Annotated in this window: 20 protein-coding genes and 1 pseudogene; 14 read left to right on the forward strand and 7 right to left on the reverse strand. The window is 58.8% G+C overall.

The features are described from left to right. Window positions 1-45: 45 nt before the first annotated feature. Both AC1D1L_RS26355 and AC1D1L_RS26360 read right to left on the reverse strand, forming a co-directional pair. Complete coding sequence (locus AC1D1L_RS26355; protein WP_477344253.1) at window positions 46-1071, reverse strand: RcgR family putative quorum lactone hydrolase; 1026 nt, start codon at window positions 1069-1071, stop codon at window positions 46-48. Beyond that, window positions 1061-2674, reverse strand: coding sequence for an RcgA family putative transporter (locus AC1D1L_RS26360; protein WP_477344287.1), 1614 nt, complete (start codon window positions 2672-2674; stop codon window positions 1061-1063). The genes AC1D1L_RS26355 and AC1D1L_RS26360 overlap by 11 nt, the downstream gene beginning before the upstream one ends. Window positions 2675-3012: 338 nt before the next feature. Here AC1D1L_RS26360 and AC1D1L_RS26365 point away from each other — a divergent pair, with 338 nt between their 5' ends. Continuing rightward, entirely contained in the window at window positions 3013-3357 is a 345-nt protein-coding gene (locus tag AC1D1L_RS26365; RefSeq protein WP_477344254.1) for a hypothetical protein, read from the forward strand. Here the strand turns inward: AC1D1L_RS26365 and AC1D1L_RS26370 are convergent. The 3 genes from AC1D1L_RS26370 to AC1D1L_RS26380 are packed head-to-tail and all read right to left on the reverse strand — an operon-like array spanning window position 3354 to window position 4662. Beyond that, window positions 3354-3518 (reverse strand): hypothetical protein, encoded by a 165-nt coding sequence (locus AC1D1L_RS26370; protein WP_477344255.1) that lies wholly within the window; start codon window positions 3516-3518, stop codon window positions 3354-3356. The genes AC1D1L_RS26365 and AC1D1L_RS26370 overlap by 4 nt on opposite strands. After that, window positions 3515-4063 carry a thermonuclease family protein gene (locus tag AC1D1L_RS26375; protein ID WP_477344256.1) on the reverse strand — a complete coding sequence of 183 codons (549 nt, stop codon included), beginning with the start codon at window positions 4061-4063 and terminating at the stop codon, window positions 3515-3517. Before AC1D1L_RS26375 ends, AC1D1L_RS26370 begins: the two co-directional genes overlap by 4 nt. Continuing rightward, window positions 4060-4662, reverse strand: coding sequence for a hypothetical protein (locus tag AC1D1L_RS26380; protein WP_477344257.1), 603 nt, complete (start codon window positions 4660-4662; stop codon window positions 4060-4062). The genes AC1D1L_RS26375 and AC1D1L_RS26380 overlap by 4 nt, the downstream gene beginning before the upstream one ends. Window positions 4663-4800: 138 nt before the next feature. On the opposite strand from AC1D1L_RS26380, the gene AC1D1L_RS26385 reads away from it, so the two are divergent. The 12 genes from AC1D1L_RS26385 (at window position 4801) to AC1D1L_RS26440 (ending at window position 17761) form a co-directional block, all read left to right on the forward strand. After that, window positions 4801-5403 carry a lytic transglycosylase domain-containing protein gene (locus AC1D1L_RS26385; protein ID WP_477344258.1) on the forward strand — a complete coding sequence of 201 codons (603 nt, stop codon included), beginning with the start codon at window positions 4801-4803 and terminating at the stop codon, window positions 5401-5403. A 12-nt stretch (window positions 5404-5415) separates the two neighbouring features. Then, on the forward strand, window positions 5416-5730 hold the full coding sequence (locus tag AC1D1L_RS26390) for a TrbC/VirB2 family type IV secretion system protein (RefSeq protein WP_023720448.1): 315 nt from the start codon (window positions 5416-5418) through the stop codon (window positions 5728-5730). Between the two features lie 3 nt (window positions 5731-5733). Then, complete coding sequence (locus AC1D1L_RS26395; RefSeq protein WP_006339854.1) at window positions 5734-6027, forward strand: VirB3 family type IV secretion system protein; 294 nt, start codon at window positions 5734-5736, stop codon at window positions 6025-6027. After that, window positions 6024-8426 carry a VirB4 family type IV secretion/conjugal transfer ATPase gene (locus AC1D1L_RS26400; RefSeq protein ID WP_477344259.1) on the forward strand — a complete coding sequence of 801 codons (2403 nt, stop codon included), beginning with the start codon at window positions 6024-6026 and terminating at the stop codon, window positions 8424-8426. Before AC1D1L_RS26395 ends, AC1D1L_RS26400 begins: the two co-directional genes overlap by 4 nt. Further along, window positions 8410-9567, forward strand: a complete 1158-nt coding sequence (locus tag AC1D1L_RS26405) for a transglycosylase SLT domain-containing protein (RefSeq protein ID WP_477344260.1) — start codon at window positions 8410-8412, stop codon at window positions 9565-9567. The genes AC1D1L_RS26400 and AC1D1L_RS26405 overlap by 17 nt, the downstream gene beginning before the upstream one ends. Window positions 9568-9603: 36 nt before the next feature. Further along, the gene (locus AC1D1L_RS26410) at window positions 9604-10311 is read left to right on the forward strand and encodes a type IV secretion system protein (protein ID WP_477344288.1); all 708 of its coding nucleotides are present in this window, start codon (window positions 9604-9606) and stop codon (window positions 10309-10311) included. A 182-nt stretch (window positions 10312-10493) separates the two neighbouring features. Next, window positions 10494-11537 (forward strand): TrbL/VirB6 family protein, encoded by a 1044-nt coding sequence (locus tag AC1D1L_RS26415; RefSeq protein ID WP_477344261.1) that lies wholly within the window; start codon window positions 10494-10496, stop codon window positions 11535-11537. A gap of 66 nt (window positions 11538-11603) precedes the next feature. Further along, window positions 11604-12323, forward strand: coding sequence for a VirB8 family type IV secretion system protein (locus AC1D1L_RS26420; protein ID WP_477344262.1), 720 nt, complete (start codon window positions 11604-11606; stop codon window positions 12321-12323). Window positions 12324-12331: 8 nt separating this feature from the next. Next, window positions 12332-13117 carry a TrbG/VirB9 family P-type conjugative transfer protein gene (locus AC1D1L_RS26425; protein ID WP_477344263.1) on the forward strand — a complete coding sequence of 262 codons (786 nt, stop codon included), beginning with the start codon at window positions 12332-12334 and terminating at the stop codon, window positions 13115-13117. Next, window positions 13117-14580 carry a type IV secretion system protein VirB10 gene (gene virB10, locus AC1D1L_RS26430; protein WP_477344264.1) on the forward strand — a complete coding sequence of 488 codons (1464 nt, stop codon included), beginning with the start codon at window positions 13117-13119 and terminating at the stop codon, window positions 14578-14580. The genes AC1D1L_RS26425 and virB10 overlap by 1 nt, the downstream gene beginning before the upstream one ends. Beyond that, window positions 14577-15602 (forward strand): P-type DNA transfer ATPase VirB11, encoded by a 1026-nt coding sequence (gene virB11 / locus AC1D1L_RS26435; RefSeq protein WP_006339839.1) that lies wholly within the window; start codon window positions 14577-14579, stop codon window positions 15600-15602. Before virB10 ends, virB11 begins: the two co-directional genes overlap by 4 nt. Window positions 15603-15613: 11 nt before the next feature. Beyond that, complete coding sequence (locus tag AC1D1L_RS26440; protein ID WP_199201340.1) at window positions 15614-17761, forward strand: type IV secretory system conjugative DNA transfer family protein; 2148 nt, start codon at window positions 15614-15616, stop codon at window positions 17759-17761. 96 nt (window positions 17762-17857) lie between these two features. On the opposite strand, the pseudogene AC1D1L_RS26445 reads toward AC1D1L_RS26440, so the two are convergent. Further along, window positions 17858-18160, reverse strand: a pseudogene (locus AC1D1L_RS26445) (LysE family translocator); the annotation flags it as partial. 38 nt (window positions 18161-18198) lie between these two features. Further along, the gene (locus AC1D1L_RS26450; RefSeq protein WP_477344266.1) at window positions 18199-19335 is read right to left on the reverse strand and encodes a trans-sulfuration enzyme family protein; all 1137 of its coding nucleotides are present in this window, start codon (window positions 19333-19335) and stop codon (window positions 18199-18201) included. An 87-nt stretch (window positions 19336-19422) separates the two neighbouring features. Between AC1D1L_RS26450 and AC1D1L_RS26455 the strand changes: the two genes are divergently transcribed. Further along, window positions 19423-20088 (forward strand): helix-turn-helix domain-containing protein, encoded by a 666-nt coding sequence (locus AC1D1L_RS26455; RefSeq protein ID WP_477344267.1) that lies wholly within the window; start codon window positions 19423-19425, stop codon window positions 20086-20088. The last annotated feature ends 19 nt before the right edge of the window (window positions 20089-20107 follow it).

Genomic DNA, 20107 nt, shown 5'->3' on the forward strand with positions numbered 1-20107 from the left:
GCCCACCAGAGAATTTGCTGGTGAACTGACCGGCCAACGTCAAACTCATGCTCGCCGGGCAGACTTGTCAGCACCCGACAGAAACCGCTTCAAGCTCAAACCGGCCAACAAAATGTATGGCGGCATGGCGAGCGAATAATGACCACAGTTTAATTCCAAAATATTTGGCCTAGCTCCGGCGTCCTTCAGCCTCTGCATGAACCTCTCCGATAGCTCTGGCAACACCACTTTGTCTCTCTTAGCCAACACAACGTGAAGATCGAGATCAGGCCGTGCCAAACTATGTGCGTGATTCTCCAAGTTAAGTGGACCCCAGGCCCTTCTGAGATCGGTCAGCTCAATCTCGGGCTCAAGACTAGCACGTATCAATCGTGTCGCGCGACCCGTCCAAACCATATCCGCTAGACTCCCCGCCGTGAGAAACAACGAGGCTTTCGACACAGCCGAGTCGTGCGCCGCGAGAAGGCCCGCAACCCAGGAACCTAAGCTCATACCGAGAACTGAAATCTCTCGATAGCCTTCGATCTTCAACCAACGTATGAGCTTTCGCCCATCTAACACTGCCTGCCTTACAGATTGAATCGTTCGACCGAGATTGGGGCTAAGCATATAGTCAGCGTGCGCGGAGCCGGGACGGCTGCGCTCGAAGTGATAAGGCATAGCGATCTCGACAACCGTGATGCCACGTTGCGAGAAAAAGTTGGCGATCTGACGATTCCGGAAGGTTGCATTCCAATGGTGAAAAATCACCATCGCCTGATCGAACGACCCGCTTTCTGTGATTTTCGCCGAGACGACATTGTTCTGTTCGATATCAGTAGATATGTCCGATGGAAATTTGAGCCACCCATCTAGCCTTTCAAACCCCTGATCACTCACATTCGGGTCATCGAAAAAGGCTGGATCAGCCACGGCTTGGTCCGCAAGGGCACAGAATTCCTCCATACTTGTTATCTTATCCGCACCTGGAAAGGCGCGTTCCGCGTCAAGGGCGAAATCGGTTGATTTCTTCCCTTCCTCACCGCGTCGCGCCCGCCGCTCATCCCAATGATCAAGCCAACTATGATACACTCTGATTGTTTCCCAACTTAATCGCTTGCCGTCGCCCCAACCCTGGATCAAACAGGCCATATATTGCGAACAGCACTCCAACGCCCAGAAGAATCGAAAAGCCAGCAAATGCATCGATCAGCAAGTAGCTAGCCACGAGTAACGCTACGATCGCTGACATCTTCCACAAAGACATACGAAACCGAGGTTCGACACCTAAACGGATGGAGCCGTACAGAAATACAGCACAGGTCGAAATAGCGATAAGAAGGCTACTATAATGGGTCGGCCTACGGTAGCTGATCACGGCGCTCACGTCATTTCGCCCATAGAAGGCGGAAGACATATCGCCGACCAACCACGCCACAATATTCTCCCCACGCGATGTTAGGTAAGCACTCTGGAGCTTCATGACTATGGCGATCAGAAGCCCCAAAACAGTACACCGAAAAATCGCACGAATAACCCTGAGGCTGACTTCATGGAACCCGTATTGATAATCCACCTCGGGCGGATTACTCGCTGCTTTTCCAATTTTCCAAAGATCATGGATCACTGTATAAAGCAAAATTAGACCTACGAAGAACAAATAAAAACATAGGCACATGTATAGGTAAGCGAGCCCCGTGAATACGATCGCTTCCGGAACCGATATAACTTCAGGGCGTACAATAGCTAACGAGCCCCAGTCTGTCGCATAGCTGCCACCACCTTTGAGCAACGGGATTAAAGACACGCCGATCCACTGAAAAAGACCGGCGAATACCACACAAATCAAAAGAACCGCCCAATATGAATACGAAGAAGCTTGTACGCTGCGCGCCCAGGCATCGTCGCTTTCCATCTTGTCGCCCTGCGCTACAAGCTTTCGGCGGCCTTCATCTTTCCAAAAGGTGACCAGCTCTGTCACGAAGGCAAAAAACAGTGGCAAAAATACCATGAAGACGAATGTCCAATTCGCTGTCCAAAGAAACCCAACCTGCTTGACGACGCCATCCGCCCGGCCATATGTCACGCTGTGAATCCCCGTAAGGTACGACAAAAACCCAAGAGCGGTGACACCCGCAAACACCGACGCCGGTAAATTCAGGGGAGATCCGCGACTAAAAAACGCCTCCGATTTCCTCGCCAAACTAAAACGCCGGCTCGGCCCCTTGGGGTCAGTATCCCGTGTCAGCACTGCTGGGGAGTCTGTCTCGTCGTCGAAGGTCGCAGTCAGTGCCGTATCTGGAATCTTCTGTGCAACGCTGCTTCCGGATCTCCTCCATCCTCGTCTCTTGATCGATAGCCGCGATTGCGCCGCACTAAGCTCCATCTGCCATTCGCTAGTTGCGACCGGATCATCGCATCCAAGAATCCTCGCCAGCCAACGAATGTTGGCAGTGCTAATTCCCTTCTCGTTCTCTTGAAACCAAAGCTGCACCGTTCGTAGATCGACCCCAACCCGGTTGGAATCAATCTGTGAAATCGCCTCTGCAAGGAGCTCGGGCGTCCATGGGCCGGCAGGAAACCCGTCTTTGCCCAGCAGTCGACCCGCGCCCGCCGCCGCCAATCGTTTGAATAATTCTTTGAAATCACTCCCGTCTCTGGGCGGAGGGAGAAATAACTTTCCGTTCTTAAACAACAACTTATAGGCTCTAGTTTCGTTCCGCTTCGCTAGGCTTCGTATCTTATCGTGCCTTCGTGCTCAATCAACGCTTTTATCAACTGGATTTGGCCGGCACGGGAGACGATCGATGACTGGTGACCCGCTGGAGAGGCTGCACACGGTTGTTGCGGGGGAGATGTTTCGCAAACCGCCGGCCAAGGCACTGAGCTGCCCGGATCGGTCGCGACCGCATGAGCGAAAAGTAGGGGAAGCCAGGGCTTCGGGAGCCTGAGAAGCAGAGGGATGAAGCCATCCCTATTTTTCTCGCCTCCCCAAGTATCATTTACGAATTGTCATGAGCGTGGAGCCAATCGATGCCCATTCAAGTGGTCTGTAACAACGAAGTGGTGGAAGAGGCCGACGGGGTCCCGAATCTGATCGCGGCGCATCGTCAAGCAGTCGCCATGGTTGAACGTCTCGGCAAGCGATGGATGGGGGCCGAAGGGCCGGACGCGACCCTGACCGGCCGGCGATTGGATTCGGTCATGGCGGAAGAGGTTATCGCGCGTCGGCGCGCGGCCGCTGCGCCGGTGGCCGATGTCATTGAGATGAAAATGAAGGCAGCTCATTTCCGGCGGTTGTTAGGGAACGAATGGTGCGAGGTCGATGTCGACGATTTTCGCGCGTTGCTCGGTTCTTTCGCGAAACTGCAGTCCTAGGAGAAGAGCGCTGAAATCCAGGAGGCCACGGTATTCCAGGCCGCATAGATCCCTGCAGGCACCAAGATGATAGCCAAGAACGCCGCGGCTCCGCCCATAGCGCCGTCACCGCGTCCTTCCACGGGATAGTAATATTTGTGCGCCTCATCGTCGTACTTCATTGTTGTCTCTCCGACGGCTTATTTAGCAGCAGCTGAACAGGATGCTGAAACGTCGTGCCCCACAAACCTGCACGTTTCATCTTAGCGTTGATTTCCGCGACGAGGTAGTTCTCATTGACGACTTTGCCCTTTGCTGTCGTTGCGGCGAACGCGTATCCGGTCGCGATGAGCGCGGTGCCGACGTCGATTGTGTCGCCATTCAGCTGCGCACCGCAGACGACAAAGGCCGCCTTGTCGAGGGCGTAGCCGATTGGCTGGCATGTCACCGCCGCGCTATCGAACAGGGCGGCCAGGTGCGCCAGCGAGATGTTCCCGCAATCGAGTTTGTTCCCATTTGGCTGTTCAGCCGACGTGCCCCGAAGACATGACTGCACACCATAGAGGCGGAAAAGGTGGTCGCCGTCACGCCAGGTATCTCCGGTCAGCAGTTGAGCCGATTTCGATACCGCGAAGGGCGTTGGCGCGGCAGATTCGGATGCACCCTGGGCCTGTGCCGATGCGCACAAACCAAAAACGGCCAGCACTGCAAAGCGCGCCTGTTTCATTCCTGGAACTGTCCACCGAGGTCGGCGGAGTGCTCCAGATCGGGGCGCAGCGACTTGCCGTCCTTGTTGCGTCCGATTGCGGCCATGTCGAAGAAAACCATTTCGTCATCGTCGTAGGCGACGTTGTACGGGTCGTTTGTATTGCCCGCACCAACGAGAGAAAAACACGACACGGCGTCGGGCTCCCCCTTCCTGCTCTGCAGCACAAGCGTTTTGCAAAGCACGACAGAAGCACGATGGTTGTAGATTCCTTCTTCATAGTCCTGCGCGGCCTTCGTGCAGTCCCACTCCTGCGTCTTGTAGGTAATCTTTGGTTTTGGGCAGGCCGCGAGGCCGCGCAGTCGATAGGCCACGCCGTTGATGACGCGCTCGGTCGCCGACGGCACCTTAACCGGCGAACTGAGGGTCGCCGCGTCGCGCTGAAAGAGCGCGCCTTTCGCATCGTAGCGCTCATAGACGAACACCTTCTCGCCCGGCTTGGCAAACTGGAGCAGGTAGTGCTCCGACGGCTGCGCGAAGGCGCTTGGGGCGTCAGCGCCGGCAGCATAAGCCGCGGTGCCCTGGAGCAGCAAAACCGTGCAAAGGGCAATCTGTTTCATCGAAATCCGTCCCTGAGGTGCATATGGTGTTGACACTTTACTAGGGCTGCGTGTAGCCATAGTAAAGTGTTAAATTTTGGCGACAGTATGAACACTCAAACAGCTCTTCTGTTGACCCTTTGTGCCGCTACAATGTCCTTGGAAGCGCACGCCAGGGATCTGGCATCAGACCGCGTCGCAGTCGCCTTTGCAACGCCGGCGCAAGCCCATGCCTCAGGCGGGGCGCAGAGGCCTGGGGCGTGCAAGACCGGAAACCGTACTGAAGTCGCCGAACTTGTGCGTTCAATCGCGCAGGACGAAGGCTTCGACGCTGATCTGGCCGAGGCGATTGCATGGGCTGAAAGCGATCTCGGCGCCAATCAGGGTCCGTCCAAGGCCGGAGCCCTTGGGATCATGCAGTTGTTGCCGGGAACGGCGGCCGATCTCGGCGTGAGCGACCGTTGCGATACGCAGGCGAATGTTCGGGCTGGCCTGCGCTATCTGAAGTCCCTTTATGACGAGTTCCAGGATCCGCTGCTGATGCTGGCGGCTTATAACGCCGGGCCCAACAGCGTCTACAAGGCGCAGGGCATTCCGGTGAATCCGGAGACGGCTGAATACATCGTGAAGATACTGAACCGCTGGAAGTTCGGCGGTGTCGTGAAGAAGTCCGCCCTGACCAAATCCGAAATGCTCGCGGCCGCTCCGCCAGCAAGCGAGGACGCCTGGCAGGATGGTCACGTCATGGATTTCAGCAACTGAAAGGAGCCAAGGGTGGAATACAGGAAAGCGGGCAAATTTGCCCTGAAACTGGCCTTGGCCTCGGCGGTCGGAATAGCTCTCGCGCCGGCCACTGCGTACGCCCAGTCGGCGGCTCCAGTCGAAAATGTGCTGGAGTGGTTCGTCGGAGTTCTGCAGGGCAACATAGCGCGTTCATTCGCCATCATTGCGGTCTGTTTTCTCGGCTTCCTTGCCATGACAGGCCGGCTGGCATGGATGATGGCATTCTCCATCATCATTGGCATCGCTCTTATCTTCGGCGCTGCCCAGCTAGTGGACGCGGTTCGCGCGACGGCAGGAGGCAGCTGAGCCATGGACGACGAGGAAGTCTATGTCGAGCCGGTCAGCCTGCCACTGACACGCCCGCCGATGAAATGGGGTGTGCGATATGAAGTTTTTGCACTGAACGGCATCCTGGCGGTGATCGGCTTTATCGCCACGAGCAGCTTCATGCTCGGTCTTGGCGTGTTCGGCGTGGTGCATCTGGTCAGTGCCTATCTGTGCCAGCGCGATCCCTACATCTTTCATATTTTCGAGCGGCGCGTCTCCAAACGCGGAGCAGTGGCGAACCTCACTTTCTGGGGGGCGAGGAGCTATTCGCCATGAGCCTCGACGCGGATCTGAAATTCGGCCGCGAGCGGCGCCGGGAGAAGCCGACTGCAATGCACATCCCCTACCTTCGCCATGTCGATGACAATCTGATCGTGACGAAGAGCGGCTTTCTGGTCGGCGCAATCCAGCTCAGCGGCCTGCCGTTCCAGACAATGGACCAGGCGGAGTTGAACAGCCGAATGTTCAACCGCAACACCACATTCCGCAATCTGTCGACCTCTCGATTTGCCGTCTACACAACGATCATCCGCCGCCACGTGACGCCGGAGATCGAAGGCGACTTTGACAATCCTTTCGTGGCCGAGCTCGACGCCCGCTACATGGATGAGCTTGGATCAAAAAACCTTTTCGTCAACGAGGCGTATCTGACGGTCATACGCCGCCCGATGGTCGGCCGTGTCGGTTGGGTGGACAAGGCGCTCAATGCATTCCGCATCAGCACAGCAGGCGAAGAAACCCGCGAAGAGGCAATGGCCGAACTGCATGACATCCTTGACGGCATGGTCAAGGATTTCACGGCTTATGGTGCGCGTCTTCTCGGTGTCGTGAAGCGCCGCGACAGCTTCTTTTCCGAGCCCGCGGAATTCTTGGCGAAGATCCTCGCCGGCGGCGTCGACGTGGAAATGCCTCTGCCGCGCATGAGCCTTGGCGATGTGCTGGCGACGCGGCAGCTGTTTTTCGGAAAGTCGGCCATGGAACTTCGCGGGCCGGACGCAGGCAAGCTCGGTGCCATGGTGTCGATCAAGGAATACCCGCCGTTCACCGCTCCGGGCTCATTGGACGGTCTCTTGCGCCTGCCACATGAGTTTGTCCTGACGCAGAGTTTCGCGATCGAAGACCGGGTAACGGCGATGCGCAAGATCAACACCATCGCCAACCAGGTTGAGGGTTCCGACGAGGCGGGCACGACGGTCGAGGAGTCTGTCCATGATGGCGCCGATAAACTGGCTGGCGGCGAAGTCGTCTTCGGGCAACATCACATGAGCGTCATGGCATTGGCGCCGGACATGAATGGCCTCAACCGTGCGCTATCCGACATCACGGCCGAGCTTTCGCGCATGTCGATCGTACCGGTACGCGAGACACTGAACACTGAACTGGCCTTCTGGGCGCAGTTGCCGGGAAATTTCAGCTACATCGCGCGACGTGCTTTGATTTCGTCCCTGAATTTCGCCGGTCTTTTTTCAGGACATAATTTCCCGTCCGGCCAGCGTGAGCGGCTGCATTGGAAACGGCCAATCGCTTTGCTCGAGACGACCAGTCAGACGGCCTACTATTTCAATTTCCACGTTCACGATGTCGGGCACTTCACGGTGTTCGGCCCGACCGGCTCGGGCAAGACCGTGGTGCTGTCGTTCCTGATGGCGCAGGCCATGCGCATCATGCCGCGCCCGCGATGTGTCTATTTCGACTATATGCGCGGCGCTGAAATTTTCGTTCGAGCGCTTGGCGGTCGTTACGAGGTGATGGAGCCTTCTCAGCCGACTGGGTTCGCCCCATTGCAGCTTGATGACACGGCAGAAAACCGTTCGTTCCTCGAAGATCTGCTCATCTATATTCTGACACCGGAAGGCGGCGTGCTTGACGTGGCGGAGATGCGCRTCACCAACGCCGCCGTCGACATGATCTACAAGATCCCGCGCGAACAGCGGACCTTCGACCTGCTGCCTGAAGTGCTGCGAGGCTCGCTCATGCCTGGCATGAATGATCTAGCGGCGCGGATACAACCCTGGCTCGACCCAAAGGACAAGGGCTGGCTTTTCAACAATCCCGTCGATCTCGTTGATTTCTCGAAACCCGTTGTCGGGTTCGACATGACGAAGATCCTGGGCGATCGAAAGCTGCGCTCGGCGGCATTGCTCTACATCTTCCATCGTCTCGAAGACGTCATCGACGGCTCGCCGATCATGCTTTTCCTCGATGAAGGTTGGAAGCTGCTGGACGACGAGGTTTTCGCTGCTTTCATCAATGAGACGCTGAAGACCATTCGTCGTCGCAACGGCGTGGTCGGCTTTGGCACGCAGACAGCAGAAGACGTCGTCAGTTCCTCCATCTCGTCGTCACTGATCGAGCAAACGAAGACCAACATTTTCTTCCCCAATCCCAAGGCGAGCAAAGACTCCTACATGGAACGCTTCTCGCTGACAGCGAAGGAATTCGAGTTCGTGCGCCGAACCGCGAAGGAAACACGCACCTTCCTCGTTAAGCACGACAGCGACTCGATCGTCGCCAAGCTCGATTTGTCGGCGATGCCCGATCTCATCAAGGTCTTGTCCTCGAACGAAGCCAACAGCAAGGAATGCGCACGGCTGCGGGAGACCTTCGGCGACGAGCCGGAGATGTGGTTGCCGTACTTCTGCGGATGGGAGAACGAGCATGACGAAGCGGCTTAGCAGCTTTTGTCTGGCCGTGGCTCTCGCGACGGCGGAAAGCATGACCGTGGCTGTCGCTCAGATCGCGGTCATCGACGGGCCGAACCTCGACAAGCGGCAAGAGGACGAGCAGCACAGCACGAAGTCAGATGAGTCCAAGAAGGACGAAACCGACAAGAAGAAAAGCGTCGTCTGCACCTATTCGAACAAATACCGCTCACAAATGTTTCGCCGATCCCCGGCCGAAGCGTTGCAGCGCGACGCGGGCAACGTGAAGATGATCCGCTATTACGCGCAAAAATACGGCGTACCAGAAGGCCTGGCGCTGTCCGTTGCCTATCAGGAATCGCGCTTCGACACATGCGCCGGGAGCCACACCGGCGTCAAAGGCGTGATGCAACTGACCAAGGGCACCGGCAAGTCCATGGGACTTGACCGCGACGTGAACGAGCAGAACGTCGAAGGCGGTGTCAAATATCTCGGAATGGGCGTGAGGCAGTGCGGGGCGACGAATTACAGCTGTCTCGCCTCCTTCTACAATGGATCGAACGCAGCCGAGCAAAGAGGGTGGGCCGGCGGTGTCGGCCGCTGGAACAGCTACTTCAACGACTATGTATCGAGCGGCAAGGCTCCGGCCGCCGCGCCGCCACCTTTCTCGATCGTAACGGCCGACGGCGCGGGCGGCTCGGCCCAGGACGACGCCATGGGCGCGGTGAGGAAGGCGGCTGGCGGTCTCGATGCAAGTTCATCGCAGATGGGCGCCAACGGCGCGGCAATCGACGCGCTGTCGGGCTCTGTTGGCCAGGTGACCGAATACAAGGACGCTTGGGAGCTGAACTCGTCGGCTCGTGGGATCAACGCTGGGGTCACCAACCAGTACCTCGCCCAGGCCGGGGATTTTACGGCGTTGCTGGCTCAACTTCTATCGTTGCAGAACGTTCAGGCATCGCAGTCGTCCAAGCTGGTGCAACAGCCGAAGCGCGGCTCCCCAAACCCGTTCTCTTGTGATCCCGCGGAACTGGAGCGGTTGAAGATCGATCGCGGCCGGTGGCTTCCATGCGCGCTTGAGAACGCGGGGGCAAGCTCGGCCGACAGCCGCTCGATCATCATCACCAGTGATCCTGCCGGCGCTGCCAGCGTGATCAATTCTCTACAGCAATAGGAGGCTGACATGAAGAAATTCGCGATTGCTGCCGGCATGGCGCTTTGGACGAGCGCGGGCTTTGCACAGATTGCGGTCATCGATGGCGCCAATCTCGATGTCGCCCGCAAGAATGCGGAGAACACCAACTCCATCATGGATTCGAACAAGGATATTCTGAAAAAGAGCGAGGAGATCCTGCAGGCTCTCAGCGGCAGTCGTGACGGTTCGCTCGGCATCGGACAAATGGGCCTTGGCGGCAACATGTCGATTGCTCAGGCTCCGTCGTTCGGATCGATCCTGAATGGCGGCGCGCTTTCGTTTGGTGGCCTTTCCCCCGAAATCCAGAAAATCGCCGGCGCCGTCATCAATGGGCTCCAGCTGGTGAAGCAACTCCAGCAGATCGCCGGCAAGGAAACGAGCGCCGTCAACACAGCCTATGGCGGCAGCGTCAATGTGGCCTCACTGCTAAGCGCGCTGACTTCGCAGGCCTCGCAGGGCGTCACCCAGCGCCAACAGTCATTGCAGTCCGCGAGCGGGCAGATCGGGCAGTCGCAGGACGTCAAGGGATCGGTGGACCAGAACACACGAATGCAGCTGGAAAACGCGCGCGCGGTCAACGAATTGATCGGTGTCCAGAACGGCGCGGTCGCGGCCCTGAATGAGAAGCTGAAGGGGGACCTTCTTCGTCAGAGCCAGGTGCAGAAGATGATGACGCCGCGCAACATCAATCCGTTCGCGGAATTTGGCAAGAGCGGAGGCTAGCGCTTGTCGAGGCGAGTGCTGCGCATATGCGCTGTAATTGGGCTCGGCGCAGTGCTGTTTGGATGCGCAAATCGCGAACGGAAAGCGCCGTGCGGGCCTTTGGCGTATGCCCACACCGACGAATGCGGCGCGCTAAAACCGGTCAATTCAACGCCGTTCGCCAGCATCATTGACGAGGATCCATGAACGGTCTCGCCGCAAGCATTCTGGGTGGCATTGACAACATTGGTGAGGACTTCGTCCGCACCGTCTATACGCAGTTGGGCAATGCGATGGGCAACGTCTTCACCCTCATGCTGACCCTCTATATCGTGTGGTGGGGCTATTCGATCCTGAGCGGGCGGGAGTCGATTTCGCCGCTCGAAGCGGCCTATCGCCTTGGCCGCGCCGTCATCATCTATCTGCTGCTGACCGGATGGGGCACATTTTCCGCGACGATCTATCAGCTCGTGCAAAGCATTCCAGATGAGGTCGGTAAGGTGATCGTCGGCGCCGTGTCGCGAGCCACCGGCAATCAGCTCAGCGACCAGGCGGCAATTCCAGCGCTTATCGACAACCTCTACCAAGGGGCGCAGGACGTCGCCAATCAGGTTTATAGCGGATCCTTCTACGACATTTTTGGCGCGCTGCTGTCGTTGCTCGTCCTGCTGTCGGCCATCATCTTCGCAGCGCTTGCCATTGCCGCGATCATCGCCGCCAAGGTGATGTTGTTCATCACGCTCGCTCTGGCGCCGATATGGATCATTCTTTGGCTTTACCGCTGGTCCTCGCGCATGAGCGAAGGCTTCCTATCGCTGACAACCTTTCTGATGATCCAACAAGTCCTGATCTACGGCTTTCTCGGTTTCTACTTTTCGCTCGTTAATGCCGCGCTGAACACCGCCACATCAGGTGGAGCGACCATGGACAGCAAGATGTCGCTGGTACTGCCCTTGGTTTTGGTGACGATCATCGGGATCTACGTTCTCATGCAGATACCCTCGATTGCTTCGATCCTGAATGGCGGCGGGTATCTCAGCACCGTGGGCGCATACAACCCCTATCGAAACTTCGGCAGAAACGCCGTGCGCTACTCCGGTGCACGATGGGCCGCCGGCCGCGCCGCTCGGGGCGCCCGGCAGCTCGCGGCAAACAGTTTTCGGTCTCCGCGAGCAGCAAGGGCGGACGACGCAGCCCGGTCAGCCATCCAGCAAGGTGCGCGCGATAACGCCAGGCCTCTGGCCTAGAAGACAAGAACGATCACCGATCGCGGTCCTGGACCAGGATGCGTCACGCAAACGAGGCAATAGTAAGTGTCAATACCATCGGAAACAGCTGCTAACAGCGGCAGCGAGCTCGTCGACAGACGCTATTACAGGGCGGGCGCGACGTGGGAAGACGACACGCACAGGTCAATGCGGCGATCGCGTACATTGGCCTGGATCGTCAGCGGCGTTTCCGGACTGGTGGCGGTGCTTTCGCTGCTGGCGCTCGTGCTGATCCTGCCGCTCCGGCAGTTCGAACCGTATGTTATCGAGGTCGACAAATCGACGGGATACCTCGAGATCATGCGTGCGCTCAAGCCTGGAGATTTGTCCCAGAACGAAGCCGTCACGGCGGCAAATCTCGTCCGCTATATTCGTGCTCGCGAAACCTACGATTCCCGTGAACTGAAACAGAATTACGACCTGGCGCAGCTCTACTCCACCGACGCGGCGTCCAAGGATTTGACATGGCTGTACACGCCAGCAAATCCGCAATCGCTCGACAAGACCTATGGCCGCAATGTCACTGTAGCGGTCGAGATCAAGTCGGTTTCCCTGCTCAATCGCAACACGGCCTCGGTGCGCTTTGCCACGACGACGCGGCGGGACAATTCATCCACCGCCGACAATTGGGTGGCGGTGATAAAGTTCCGCTACACCTCAACACCGCTCAAGAACGAATGGCGTTTCGACAACCCGTTGGGATTTCAGGTCACGGATTACCGCCGCGACCAGGAATCGGCGCCGGCTGCGGGGAGCCTGCAATGAGATGGCGCGTGAGACTCGCCCTGGCGACCGCCCTTCTGCTCGGGACGATCCACGGCGCGGCCGCACGCGATGGCCGCATCCGATATGTCACCTTCAACAACGACGACGTGACCACGGTGCGCGCCGCTCTCGGTATTTCAACCATGGTCGAACTCAGTCCGACCGAAGTCATCGAAACCGTCTCCGCCGGCGACACGAAAGGCTGGTCGATCATCCCCAAACGCGGATCGCGATTCCTCTTCGTCAAGCCGCTGGAGCGCGATGCGTGGACCAATGTCAACGTTGTCACCAACCGTCGTGTCTACTCGCTGCTACTGGAGGGGACTGACGATAGCCGCGATCGGGCATCCTTCCAGGTCCGGTTCAAATACCCGGACGAGGATATTAACGCGCGCCTGCTCTCACAGGCCAAGGAGAGCGCCGCCGATCCGGATTTGAAGGACCTGAACTATGCCGATCTCAATTACGACTATGCGTACAAAGGCGATGACAGCCTGAAGCCACGCACCGTATTCGACGACGGCACCAAGGTGTTTCTGGAATTCAAGGGTGACATTCCGGCGATTTTCGTGGTCGACGACAAGCGCCATGAGTCTCTGGTCAACGTTCGCACTCAGGGCAAATACACCGTCATCGACAAGGTGGCACGGCAATTCACCTTGCGAGCCGATGGCAAGACGCTCTGCCTCTACAACCGGGCTCGACCCAACGCCATCGATCCCGTCGAGCAGGTCTACGGTCCAACGAAACTGACAGGCGGTTCCACCCTGTTCGGATCCGGCGGAGGGCGGTGATGACCCAGATCGATTACAACCAACTGGACGGCAGCCCGACGGTGGCGCGCCGCGGTGCGGGTGTGGGTACCAAAATCGCCCTGGTCGGCCTCGGCGTGGTGCTCGTAGGCGCGTTGATATGGCTGAACTGGCCTCGAGAGCCGGTATCGCGCGATCTTCGCAGCGATGGCGAGGAAAACTTCAACCCGCCCGAGTTCCGCCCGCCGGCGTTGAACGAACCGCCGCAACCTGCCGACGGCACGATCGACCAGATCGTGGTGCCGCCACCGGCCGCCGACCAGAGCGGCACGCAGCAAGCCGACAATGTCGATCAGACCGTGCAGGAGGGTGCGGATCTCGAGGCGCAGCGGCGCACGCTGGAGGCACAAATGGCGGCCGAGGAAGCTCGCCGCAAGGCCGAGGCGGAAGAAGCCCGCCGCAAGGCCGCGGCTGAGGACGAGGCTCGTCGCAAGGCTGAGGCCGCCGAGCATGAAAAGGCCGTGTGGGAACGCCTACGATCCAACCAGATGGTGACAAATGGTGAAACCGGCTCGACAGATACCGGCGCCCAGGCGGCACAGGCCGAAATCGCGCCCGACGGTCAGATCGTCCCGATCCCCGGCGCCGACAGTGATCCCAACAAGGCGTTCCTGGCGCAGTCCGAGGCAAGTTCTTCCGGCATCGTCAAGGCCAGGGTCTTCCGGCGTACCGACGCGTTGATCCCTGAAGGAACGATCCTTCGCGGCTATTTGGAAACCGCTGTTAACACCGACCTTCCCGGCGCGGTGCGCGCTGTCGTGCGTGAGGACGTGTTTTCGCTCGACGGCAGGCGGATCCTCATTCCGAAGGGCTCGCGCCTCGCCGGAGAATACCGCTCGGGGCTTGCGCGCGGACAAAAGCGTGTTTTCATCGTCTGGAACAGGGTCATCCGCTCGGACGGCATTTCCGTCGATATCACGTCGCCCGGTGCGGATGCACTCGGCCGCGGCGGCATGGGCGGACGTGTCGATACGCACTGGGTTGAACGGTACGGCAACGCTATCATGCTTTCCGTCGTTGGCGGGGTCTCTGAATATCTGTCCTCGCTTGGCGATAAGACCCAGGATGGACAACAGCGCCAGGTGTCGACGACCGATCCCGTGACCGGTGAGACCACGACCGTAACTTATGGTGGCAATGGTTCGCAGCGCGACGCCCGCGGCATCGCGTTCGATAAGTCATCAACCGCCCTGCAGCAACTCGCTCAAGAGGCGTTTCGCGACACGCAGAACATTGGCCCGACAGTCTATGTGGACCAGGGCACATCGGTCGTCGTGCTGGTGCGGCGAGATCTCGATTTCTCGGATTTGTACGCCGATCCCGTTCAGGAAGAAGTTGCACGAATGAAGGCAGGTGGGCGGCCGAAGGCCGCGATCGATCCGACGCCCCTTTACGCGACGCCAAAGGATCATTTTTATCCCGGCTATGGGAGCCCGGTGAAATGAACGCCGTGCATCCCCTCCCCGACCCTTGGGCAAGAGCCCCGGTCCTGCGCGCTCATCTGGAGCCAATATGGTCGTATTTGAACGAAGACTCGGTTTCCGAGATTGCGATCAACAGGCCAGGTGAATTGTTTGTTGAACGCCTTGGCGCCAAGGAAATGGAGCACGTCGTCAAGCGCGAGGTCACGCCCGGCTGGATTAGGCATATCTCGACGGGTGTCGCCTCGGCGACAAATCAGGTCATCAACGAAGAAAAGCCGGTCCTGTCGGCTGCCCTACCCTCAGGTGAGCGCATCCAATGCATCTTGCCGCCCGCGGCTCCCGAAGGCGGGGCTATCTCTATCCGCAAGCAGGTCATCATGGATATGAGCCTTGATGCCTACAAGGATCTCGGCGCCTTCGAGAACACGGCGATGGGCGCCGGCTTGGCGCTTTCAACCGAAGAAAAGCGACTTGTCGAGATGTTGCAGGACACGTCGCCGATGGAGTTCCTGCAGTATGCAGTGCGCAACCGCGTCTCGATCGTCGTTTCAGGCGGCACGTCGACCGGCAAGACGACGTTCTTGAATGCACTCCTGAAGGAGATCCCGCCTCATGAACGGATCATCACGATCGAAGACACCCGCGAACTGAGGCTGCCGGCTCCCAACAACGTCACGCTGATAGCCTCGAAGGGCGACCAGGGCCTTGCCAAAGTCTCCGCGCAACAGCTTCTCGAAGCCTCGCTTCGCATGCGACCCGACCGTTTGTTGTTGGGCGAGTTACGCGGCGCCGAAACCTTCGCGTTCCTCCAGGCGATCAACACCGGCCATCCTGGTTCGCTCACCACCGTTCATGCCAATTCCGCCCGCTCCGCCTACGAGCGGCTGGCGCTCATGGTCATGCAGGGCAGCTCGGGCCTCTCACGGAGCGAAATCCTCGACTACCTGCGCGAGGTCATTCCGGTGGTCGTCCAGATGGTCCGTACCGAAGGCGGCCGGCGCGGCATCAGCGAGATCAAGTTCACCAAGGCGGAGACAATCTAACGGGGACACCTATGCAGAAAGTCGCAACAGCAATTTTCATGGTGCTCATGGCGATGGCCATGGGCGCCCTGCTCTTCACGGTCGCCTATGTCGCGACAGATTGGTACCGGACTGGCTCCCACGTCCTGTTTGACCAGCTGAACGCCAATCCCTTGCCGGTTGTTCGTCTGGCCTGGGCTGACGTGACTGCAAGAAATTTTGACCGGGTGCAATACGCCATTGCGGCGGGATTTGTTGGGTTTCTCTTGCCACTTGTCAGCTTGTTTCTCATGCGTCCGAGAAAGCGCAATGACTCTCGCTTCATGACTATGAGCGACATATCGAAAACCGGCCTTACGAAAGTGGGCGGCGTCTTCGTCGGTCGAGCTGGCGGCAAGCTCGCCGAAATTCTGTCGCCCAGGCGCGATCAGCGCTCCGGCAAAATCCACTTGACGCAGCGCAAGCTGATTGGTGGCAAGAAATTGTGGATTGATGGCGATGATATCGGCGGCTTCGTGATAGGGCCGCCGCGCTCCGGTAAGGGTACGTCTCTCATCATCCCGAACGCCTTGACCTGGCCGCATTCGCTGGTGGTTCTCGATCTGCGGGGCGAGACCTATGCGGCGACTGCTGGTTACCGTTCGACCATGAGCCGCGTGGTGCGTTTCGCGCCGGCTGATCCGGACGGAAATACCGCATGCTACAATCCGATGGACTTCATCTCGCTGGACTCAGCACAGCGCGACATCGACCTTCGCAACATCGCTGCGGCATTGTTTCCGCGCCCCCCTTCGAACGCGGATCCCTACTGGGTTAACGATGCCCGCCTCCTTTTTACCGGCATCGCGTCCTTCGTCATGGAATCGCATGCGATCCCGAACGAGAAGAAGACCTTTGCCACAATCCTCGAGATCATGAACGGCGCCGAGCAGCCGCTCCTCGAATTCATCGGCTCGCTGCGCGAGGAACGCCGCCGCGAATGTTCGCATTTTACGCTGCAAACCCTGTTGCCCTATTTTGAAATGTCTGAGCGGCAGTTTTCCGGAATCTACGCCGGCGTGCGGACCGGCATGGCCCCCTTTCTCAACGAGCGCCTGATGCGAGCTACCTCGCGCAGCACGTTCGATATTCGCAATCTGAAGCGCGACCGGATCTCTCTTTATCTCGACGTACGGCGCGAGCAGATCACGTCGCTTGGACCGTTGTTCAACGTCCTGATCACGCAGATGATGAACTTCATGTCGGAAACTATCCCGCGTGCGGACGAGCATCCGGTGCTTGTGCTGCTCGACGAGTTCCAGAACCTCGGCAAGCTCGAAAACGTGACCGAAATGGCGAGCGTGCTCGGCGGCAACGGCGTTTCCATGTGGTTTTTCGTGCAGTCGCTGAAGGCCGTAGACGAGATCTATCGCCAGGAAGGACGCAAGACGCTCATCAACGCCGCTCGCGTGCAGATCTTTTTCGGTGCGCAGGACGCGGACGATCTGCGCTATGTTTCCGAGCAGCTCGGCGAAACGTCGGACGTGCAAAAGGACGTGACGCGCACCAAGGCAACATTGTTCGACACCTATTACACGCGCTCGGAACACCGCAAGGAAGTACGGCGGCCGCTGATGCGGCCAGATGAAATCCGTACGCTCGACAAGAACAAGGTCATCATATTGCCGCGCGGTGAACTGCCGATCCTCGGTACCCGCAATTTCTATTTCGCCGACGGCCAGCTCGCCAAACGCGCGTTCCTGCCCCTGCCCGCCTCTAACGACGCTTCGCGCACGAAAAGCCCTGCATTGGACGCTTCCGCGGCGGTTCCATCTCCTGTTGTCCCGACGATTGTGCCGACAGCACCGGCGTACCGCTCCGGTCTCCTGCAAGCCCGCCTGCGACGCGGCGCGACATTTGCCGCAAAAGCAGGCCGCATAGCACCGACTCCAGGCCGGCGCGCAATAGCAAAAGAACGACTGAAAGCGACAGACGCTGCAGCTGTGCCAGCCTATGCCGCCGTTGATTTTTCCGCTTTGGCGGCCAAAGCGGTCACAACACGTATAGCGCCCGACAAAGAAGCGGCGGTTGCGGCCATCCTGAACAAGGTGCGGTCTCTGCGCGCCAACGCAGCCGACACCGAGACTTTCGATCGAAATCTCAGCATCGTCGAAGATGCTTTGCCTGATCTAGTCGATTAGCCGAGAATCTACGGCGATCGCCGACCACGAGCCTCGCCAGCGGCATGTAAACAAGCCGGCCACCGGCCGGTTGGCCATAGTGGTGGCACTGTCGGGCTTGTCGGGTGTCAAAGCTCCCCGCGCCGCCTTGAACGCAAGAAAGAGCAGATAACAGCCCCCTAGAATTTTCAGAACGACGAGAGCCTGGGCATAGCTGGCTAGAAGGGCGGAACCGCCGGTGGCGGCCATGACGCCCCAGAAAACCGAGCCGGTGACAACGCCGGCGGCCAGAGCGAGGGCAGCCTGGCGGCCTTGATGCATCGCCGTTCCCATGATCCGCATGGTGCTCGGGCCCGGGCTGCCGGCTGCGATAACGTAGGCGGCAGAGACGAGTAAGAGATGGCTTAGGTTATGGCCCATCACAGATCCTTGCCCGACGAGGGCCATCTGGTCTTGCTTTACACATTGAGGCTTGCGCCTAGAGCCTGCATCAGGTCGTCGATAATGTCCTGAGGGTGCTCGAGCCCCACGGACATTCGCAGCAATCCGCCCGGCGCTTTGGACTTTGCACCCTCAACGGATGCGCGATGCTCGATCAGGGAGTGCGTCCCGCCAAGGCTTGTCGCCCGCACGACAAGCTTGAGGCGGGCGGCCACCGCCATCGCAGCATCGGCTCCACCTTCGACGATAAAGGAAAGCATCGCGCCGTAACCGCTCATTTGCCGCGTAGCCAGATCGTATCCCCGATCATCTTGCAAGCCAGGAAAGAGCACTTTCTCGACGCGTGGATGGGACGCCAAGGCCTCCGCAACCTTCTGGGCGCCTTCGCAATGAGTGCGCATGCGTATCGGCAATGTCTGCAGCCCCCGCAACGCCAACCAACAGTCGAAGGGTGCTGCGACGCTGCCCTTGTGTTTCTGGACCATCCGTAGCGGCCGTCCGAGTGGCGACGCGTGCGGGACAACAACGACGCCCGCCATCAGATCCGAGTGGCCGCCAATGTACTTTGTCGCCGAGTGCATGACCGCATCCGCCCCAAGTTCAAGCGGCCGCTGCAGCACAGGCGTGGCCCAGGTATTGTCGACCACCGCCAAGGCACCCGCGTCATGCGCGATTTTGCAGATGGCCGAAATGTCGACAACGCGGATCATCGGGTTCGACGGCGTCTCGACCCAGACGAGGCCAGTCGGCTTTGAGGTGACCGCGGGGCGTACCGCATCGAGATCGCGCATATCGACGGCGGCGAAGTCGAAGCGAGACCCGATATCGGTTTCGTCAATCAACGAGCGAATGCCAAAATACATATCGTCGGGAAGGACGATCCGTCCCGTCGAGGGATGGCTTTCAAAGACCGCAGCGATTGCAGCCATGCCCGACGCAAAGGCTATTCCTTCATGTCCTCCCTCGAGCGCGGCCATCGCCTTCTCGAATGCATTGCGCGTCGGATTTGCATCGCGAATGTACTCGAACCCAAAAGGAAACGAGCCGTCGGCACCGCGCTCGAAGGTCGTGCTGGTATGAAGCGGTAATGAAACTGCGCCGCTGGATGGATCGACAGCTCGACCGCTATGGATTGCCTTCGTTTCAAAGCGCACTGGCCAATTCCTTTTTTAAGGCGCGGTTGCAATTTTGCGCCGGTCATTATATTGACCGTAAGCGATGAGAAAACCCAAGTCAATATAATGACCGAGACCACCACACCTTTGGAGACCGAGCACGAGCTTGGCCAGGCGATCGCTACCCGGATCCAGAATCTGAGACGCGACCAAAACCTGACCCTCGATCGATTGGCCAAATTGACCGGCCTGTCGAAAGGGACGGTTGTAGCGCTTGAACAGGGTAAGGCAAACCCGAGTATCGGCATCCTTTGCCGTCTGGCGGCGGCGTTCTCGCTCTCCGTTGCCGATCTGCTGAACGACGCACCTTCCACAGCACCCGACCACCCGATCGAACGGAGTATTTCCAGGACGCTTTGGACGAGCGCCAAAGGCAGCCACGCAAAACTTCACACATCGACCTCGGGACGCACGATGTTCGAACTTTGGAGCTGGATGCTCATGCCGGGTGATGTATTTGCCGCCGATGCGCACAGTCCCGATACCCGCGAACTGCTCTCGGTTACCCAAGGCTCGCTCAAGGTCACGGTGGGGAGCCACGAGATCATTCTAGATGCAGGCGAGAGTGCGCGCCTCGTTACCGATCAACCCCACTCTTATGCTGCGGCATCCGACGTGCCCGCCCACTTCTCGATGGCCGTTCTCGAGCGCGGCGGACAGCGGGTTCCGGCCCCCTCTTCACAGGCAGCGACGTCCCCCTGGCTGTTGCTCCAAGACCTCGCTGACCACTGACAACTGCCCTTCAATAGGA

This window comes from Mesorhizobium sp. P2_D6 (assembly GCF_056404315.1).